7 protein-coding genes are annotated in these 6,152 nt (G+C 43.6%); 3 read left to right on the plus strand and 4 right to left on the minus strand.

Annotation, left to right across the window (positions count from 1 at the left end; all coding sequences use genetic code 11):
- Positions 1–305: 305 nt before the first annotated feature.
- Positions 306–746: a SufE family protein gene (locus V7K49_RS24165; protein WP_334873947.1), complete on the plus strand. Its 441-nt coding sequence runs from the start codon at positions 306–308 to the stop codon at positions 744–746.
- A 132-nt stretch (positions 747–878) separates the two neighbouring features.
- Positions 879–1,781, plus strand: coding sequence for an alpha/beta fold hydrolase (locus V7K49_RS24170; protein WP_335207858.1), 903 nt, complete (start codon positions 879–881; stop codon positions 1,779–1,781).
- 418 nt (positions 1,782–2,199) lie between these two features.
- Here the strand turns inward: V7K49_RS24170 and V7K49_RS24175 are convergent, their stop codons facing one another.
- The 4 genes from V7K49_RS24175 to V7K49_RS24190 all read right to left on the minus strand — a co-directional run bounded on the left by V7K49_RS24175 (position 2,200) and on the right by V7K49_RS24190 (position 5,357).
- Positions 2,200–2,901 (minus strand): hypothetical protein, encoded by a 702-nt coding sequence (locus V7K49_RS24175; protein WP_335207860.1) that lies wholly within the window; start codon positions 2,899–2,901, stop codon positions 2,200–2,202.
- Between the two features lie 166 nt (positions 2,902–3,067).
- Positions 3,068–4,252, minus strand: coding sequence for a PrsW family intramembrane metalloprotease (locus V7K49_RS24180; RefSeq protein WP_335207862.1), 1,185 nt, complete (start codon positions 4,250–4,252; stop codon positions 3,068–3,070).
- A gap of 88 nt (positions 4,253–4,340) precedes the next feature.
- Positions 4,341–4,475, minus strand: a complete 135-nt coding sequence (locus V7K49_RS24185; RefSeq protein ID WP_335207863.1) for a hypothetical protein — start codon at positions 4,473–4,475, stop codon at positions 4,341–4,343.
- 258 nt (positions 4,476–4,733) lie between these two features.
- The gene (locus V7K49_RS24190; protein ID WP_335207864.1) at positions 4,734–5,357 is read right to left on the minus strand and encodes a hypothetical protein; all 624 of its coding nucleotides are present in this window, start codon (positions 5,355–5,357) and stop codon (positions 4,734–4,736) included.
- 278 nt (positions 5,358–5,635) lie between these two features.
- Here V7K49_RS24190 and V7K49_RS24195 point away from each other — a divergent pair, with 278 nt between their 5' ends.
- Complete coding sequence (locus tag V7K49_RS24195; protein WP_335207865.1) at positions 5,636–6,094, plus strand: hypothetical protein; 459 nt, start codon at positions 5,636–5,638, stop codon at positions 6,092–6,094.
- Positions 6,095–6,152: the final 58 nt, after the last annotated feature.

The following is a 6,152-nucleotide window of genomic DNA, read 5'->3' on the forward strand; positions in this document are numbered from 1 at the left end:
AGAACTTTAGAAAATGCGACCACTAAAATTCATCTCTGTTTTGTCAGACTTATGCTCCGAAGATTAGCTACTTTATAGATCCCAAATGGGTTCTACTCGTCAAAACCTGCTTATAAAAAAATTAAGTTTTTGTGATTAGGCGCATTCAAAAACCTGACCGAAGTGAATGCAATCGCAGGAATTATCTGGATTTGACAAGTTATAGTCAGTAATGGCTAGCTTGATACTGCCAACTGAACCGGAGGCGCGATCGCTCTAAAGATAATTTACACTCAAGGTAAGACCGATCATTTGCAGCTTCTGTTATGTCCTCAACTCTAGATTCTTTGCCACCTGCGCTCGCTAAAATTGTCCAGCGCTTTCAACGCGCTTCCGAACCGAAGCGACGTTATGAACAGCTAATCTGGTATGCTCAGAAGCTCAATGAGTTCCCAGAAGCTGAAAAATTAGCCGAAAATAAAGTTCCTGGTTGCGTGTCTCAAGTTTATATCACAGCAGCCTTGGATGAGGGTAAGGTTGTGTTTCAGGGCGATTCCGATTCCCAGTTAACCAAAGGATTAGTAGGGCTTCTGGTTGAAGGATTGGATGGACTAACGCCAACTGAGATTGTCCAACTTACTCCAGATTTTATTCAAGAAACAGGTTTAAACGTTAGTTTGACACCTTCACGTGCTAATGGGTTTTACAACATTTTTAAAACCATGCAAAAAAAAGCATTGGAATGTAAGTTAGATTTGCCTAGCTAAACAGATAATTGCAAATAAATCTCAAAAGTTAAGAGTGATGAGTTTTGAATTCCTAACTCCTAACTCTTATGCAGACGCGATTAATCGCGTCTCTACTCCTAACTCCTAACTCTGAATAATAAATTTAGTCAAATGTCAACAAATTTATTATCTACCTCTGCTGCTATTGGCTTTGGTGGAGTAGTTCAAGAATATCTCTGGAATTGGGAAAATCAGCAATTGCGCGTTGTTTATGAAACCCTTGGTAAAGGTTCACCGCTATTGCTACTACCAGCTTTCAGCACTGTTTCGACGCGTTTAGAAATGGGCGAACTCGCCAGGCTATTAGCTCCCCATTTTCAAGTTGTAGCCATAGACTGGCCTGGATTTGGACAATCTTCTCGCCCTAGTTTGAATTACCGACCGGAAATATATCAGCAATTTCTGGAAGATTTTGTCAAAGCTATTTTTAATACCCCAATTACTGTGGTAGCGGCTGGTCATGCTGCTAGTTACGTTTTACAATTAGCTGTGAAACAGGCTGCTTTCTCACGGATTGTGTTGTTAGCTCCTACTTGGCGTGGCCCTTTGCCGACAATGGGAGCAAGTCAACAGATAGCTGGCATGGTGAGAGAATTGGTGCGATCGCCTATACTTGGTCAAGCTCTCTACAAACTCAACACTACTCAATCTTTCTTAAGTTTTATGTACCGCCGTCATGTCTTTACTGACGCGGCGAAAATTACACCCAATTTCATTGAGAAGAAGTGGTACACGACTCAACAACCAGGAGCGCGATTTGCATCTGCTGCTTTTGTAACTGGTAATCTTGATGCTGTACACGAACAATCTGATTTTCTGGGACTTGTGCAGTCTTTAACTGTACCGCTCATGGTAGTAATTGGGGAATCCAGCCCTCCCAAATCACGAGAAGAAATGAACGCTTTAGTAGCCTTACCAGCGGTGAGAAGCGTTATCATTCCTGGTTCTCTGGGACTGTATGAAGAATACCCAGCAGTTGTTTTAGAAGCAGTTCAAGATTTTTTGTTCTCTTGAGAAAATTAAATCCTCACTTACCCATCAAAGTCAGTAGACCGAAAAGTTTGGCGATCGCTTTGGCAATCGGCTCTGGAGTGCATAGTCGAACCAGATATTCTTCTTGCTCAATTTTTACTCAACTACTTGACAAAATTTTCTGAAATAGCACCGTAGCCATGTTCTATTAGCGAGAGTTGCTTTTACCTCTTGGCTAATTTATTAGCTTTACTTATAGTTTAGCTCCAAATGATCAATTCAGTAATAGTATTTTAAAGCACATAAGTTCAGTTAAACTGCACTGAGGCAGGTCTTCACTGCTACTGAAATTACAACGATGAATTAACAGCCTACACATAGATAGATCGCTCAGATGAAGGATACTAACTGAACTAAACTACGAATCAAGCTGTAATGCAACGCCACTTGACTCAATAAGCTAAAATCGGTTCCTGCGATCGCTCCAGTTGCCCGCGTCACAGGAACCCCGAAAACTTGTAGCCTCATCAATCGCAATCCGACCGCTACGCCGATCAATAGTGACACGAGGTTTGTTTAGCCCATTGATCCGGTATCTTCCTGTAATCTGATCGGGCGTGATCTTGAGATCGCTGAGGTTCCACCATCCGTCAGTCCCGCCCGAATTGATCGGTGCAATTAGCTTTCTGGTTAGATGAATTTTCCCCTTCATATTGCGAATCTCGACTTGAACCTCGGAATCGAAATCCTCCGTTGATGATTCTACGCGATCGCGTAGGGCGTATCGATGGCGGCGATCATCCCATTCGTAGCTATTTCGGCTGGCGATGCTAGGTCTGCGACCTTCACCGTAGCAGATCAACGTTAGCCCCTGACTCGACGAGGTGCGATCGTCACCGTCAGGTGTACCTTGTTCCCGCAGATAGCTATCGATCGCTGTCTGAGCTTCACTGATGTCTCTCGCACTACAGGATCGACCATTTTGCAGAAGTGTTCCTTGCGGGTTAAAAAGTACAGCGCAGCCACTTCTTGAAGACAGCCTCGTTACACTCAAATTACCATTGTCTACAGTGTCAATCACAGCTTGAGCATTAACAGAACTCGTCCCGGTGAGAGCGGATAAACCTAATATGACAGGAGCCAAGATTCGCAATGTTTTCATGGTTTGAAGCAGATTGATTTGGACATTGTATTGATCTGAAAATTTTGCCGTTGCTTTATTCTCCACTATCTGCAATGGATACATTCCCTTGACATTAAGAAAAGGTACAAGACATTGCAACAGTTCAGTTGTTTGCTAATTGACAGTAAGGGGATCGCATCCTATGTCAATCAACGACACTCTCGACCCGTCCTTGCAGATGATTTGTCCTGAGCGATTGAATTGCTTTCCGTAGCACGACAACAGGCTCTACTTTATCAATGCGAAGACCAAGCTGTGTCGCTGTATGTTTTTGCATTGCCAACAGATTTTGGTAAAGCACAATCTTTGACCCGATCGCCTTCGGAAAGTTTTTATACTTCCGCTTAAAGAACAGTCGTTCGCTCCTTATCTTCTTCAGCTCCTCTTCTGGAACCACAGTCGATTCTTCAGTTGATAGTTCAGCCGCTTGCAGCCTGTTTTCCAAACGAAATGACCGCTTGATTTGCACGATCAGGATAATGATTAACACAATGTTGTAGACGTATGACCCATATCGCATTCCGTCCCACAGCGGTCCAAAGTTATTGCCCGCGCTGTCGGAGTCAATAGGAATACCTTGCAAGAAACTCACAATACTAGATATGACTATTATTCCAAACACTATAAGACCTGAATCAAACGCGCTGTGCATGATAGCAACGATCAAATAAAATAGGACAAATCGCTTCCACTTACTCCATCCACGCTGTGTTGACTCTGCCGCGAATCCAATACCCATGCCTACAAAACCTGACCAGATAATGTGCTCACTTAATCCCCACAATCCGAAGCGCGTAGATTGTTGAACCAAAGTATCCAGCACTGGTGACTTATGGATCAAATCAGCGATATAGATCCCCGTCTCAATGATGTTAAAGCCCATCCCTGCTAGTGCCCCATAGACGATTCCGTCTTTTCTAGTGCGGATCAGGTTTGGGATATAAATTGCCAACAAAAGAACTGGCAGAATCTTCAGCCCCTCCTCGACGAATCCAACTGTTGCCCTTGGGTAAGGAGAGACGGTATTAAAAAACGCGGCGGCAGGGGCAGTGATGAAGAAAACACTGGCGATCGTGAGGAAATGAAAGAAGCGGACTCGCCGTTCGCGATCCAGAAAGGAAAGCAGGAAATAGCCCACAATCGATCCGGCGATCGTGTAGGGAACCCAAAGCCAAATGACAAATGGGTTTTTGCCCGCGTAGATACCTAAATACGCCAGCACCGATACGATTAGCCCAATCCCCAACAAGATTGCCTTGCCCACAGGCGATCGCCAGCGAGAATTGTGAAGCAGGTAATCTTTGACAACCGGATCGATTAGATTAGTCACTGTCTCAGTCTTTTTTCTATGTTTATCATGGCTCCAATCGGGTCAAAAGCGACATCAGCACCCCTGCTCGAATTGAATGACAACTGAATTAACTACTACTACTACTGCTGCTCTTGGGCAATTTAGGAATTAGCCAGGAGAGGAAGTGACGAGCTGCTAACCCAAAGCTGGCTGACTTGAGAGCGATCGCAACCGCAAAACACTTGTTATTTTTCAAAAACATTAAATTCGGTCGAAACCTATACCAGATAAGCTTTTTGTGGTTACGATCGCTCTGCTTGTGAGAAATCCAGTTAGTACACTCTCAAAATCAAGATATCAATTTTATTCACCACCATCGCTGAAAATAATCTTGTCGCTACGAACCCAACCATGTTTTCAGTTTCATGATTTTTATTGCCTAAATGTTGACAAACTAAACTTTATTTTCTGCAAAGAGTGATTAAAGAGCGCTAAATTGGATTGTTTGTCCAGATAGCAACTAATTTTTACAATCCTCTGGACCCCCTGTATAAACGATCGATTGGTAACGTCCTTCCTCTGTTTGAATCGTTACACAGTAGTTAGTTTTGCCTTCTAGCCAGTAGCCGTAGCCCGAATTATCACTCTTGACCCATCGATAGCCCCGTTTTTTTACTGTGTTTTCTGCCTGTCCTGCCCTTGCCCCCACTAAATCACTCAACCGAGAGACGGTAGTACCCGCCTCAGGCTGACGCCTAGCAGCAGCCCTACGATTTCTGTTAACTGAGTTTTGTCGATTGGCAGATGTATCCCAGTAGACAAAAATCGACTCAGTGGCGAGGCGATAAATCTGTCCTTTGTCGCCAAGTCCAGCTTGTCGATAGGCAACTTCACCATTTTGATCGCGATAATTGCCGGGTCGATTACCCACAGGGAGGAGGTCATAGCTACGACCATTTTCCAGTTGAATGCTAACCCCACCCTGCCGTTGGGAAAAGGTACACCGACCAGAGGATGTGGCGCGGTCTTCTCCTTTTGGAAACACATCGCAACGGGCATTCACGGTATCGGCTTTGACGGATACGGGAAAACTCAAAGAAGCGAGCGCCAGTGTTACCGCTAAAAACAAATTTGAAGATTTCATCCCATCAAACTCCTGAGTTATGACAACGAAGATGACGTTTTATATCATCCCCTAAATGTGCGTTTGCTAGTTGACATTTGAAAAATATTTTTAAACTATTTCGTTCTGTAACTCGTCGAAAACTTTTGCCTTTCTGAATTACAGAGCTTTTGTATAGAAAGCGATCGCCAAATTTTTTCTAATAACCTTAATATATCTAAAATTAATTGATGAGAGGAAATTAAAGTAGGACGATGACCGACACTAATATCAGTTGCTTAATCACTTTCTCATAGATTATGTTCTTGTTTAATCGCTTCCTTTATTTAATAATTCGGTTTGTGCTAGTCAGTGTGATGACGATCGCAATGGTGTTTGGTTGGAGTGCGATCGCTCACAGTCAACTGCCTTCGTTACCTACCGCAGCCTCCAACGATCCGCACCAGCCACCTAGTGGTGTGACCCGCCTTGGTATGTATGAAATTGCGTCTGTGCATTCACCCTTAGATAGAAACTTATTGTTTGAGATTGTCTCTCCCACTGTTTTTAATCGTAGTCAACCACCAGACGGATCTCTCCCAGTAGAGGTACGTGCCGAAGAAATTACGCAACGGTTGATGCGAGCGCTCGACCGAACTAACAAAGCTAAACAAACTCCTCTGGTTTCTATTGCCATTTTGAATAAGGATTTAATTCTCCAGCTAAGTGACGATCAAACGACTCGCAATACGGTTCGGTTAAGCTCTAAGCGGTACTAAGAATAGAAAAAGTGAGTGTTTCTAATTTAGCTCCTTGCCCTCTATGTATCGGTTTCTT

This window comes from Nostoc sp. (genome assembly GCF_036919675.1).
Lineage (GTDB): Bacteria > Cyanobacteriota > Cyanobacteriia > Cyanobacteriales > Nostocaceae > Nostoc.

Coding starts and splice junctions, on each gene's coding strand:
- V7K49_RS24185 (WP_335207863.1), bottom strand. CDS start 4,475: ATGTTTTTGAAAAATAACAAGTGTTTTGCGGTTGCGATCGCTCTCAAG.
- V7K49_RS24175 (WP_335207860.1), bottom strand. CDS start 2,901: ATGAAAACATTGCGAATCTTGGCTCCTGTCATATTAGGTTTATCCGCT.
- V7K49_RS24195 (WP_335207865.1), top strand. CDS start 5,636: ATGTTCTTGTTTAATCGCTTCCTTTATTTAATAATTCGGTTTGTGCTA.
- V7K49_RS24170 (WP_335207858.1), top strand. CDS start 879: ATGTCAACAAATTTATTATCTACCTCTGCTGCTATTGGCTTTGGTGGA.
- V7K49_RS24165 (WP_334873947.1), top strand. CDS start 306: ATGTCCTCAACTCTAGATTCTTTGCCACCTGCGCTCGCTAAAATTGTC.
- V7K49_RS24190 (WP_335207864.1), bottom strand. CDS start 5,357: ATGAAATCTTCAAATTTGTTTTTAGCGGTAACACTGGCGCTCGCTTCT.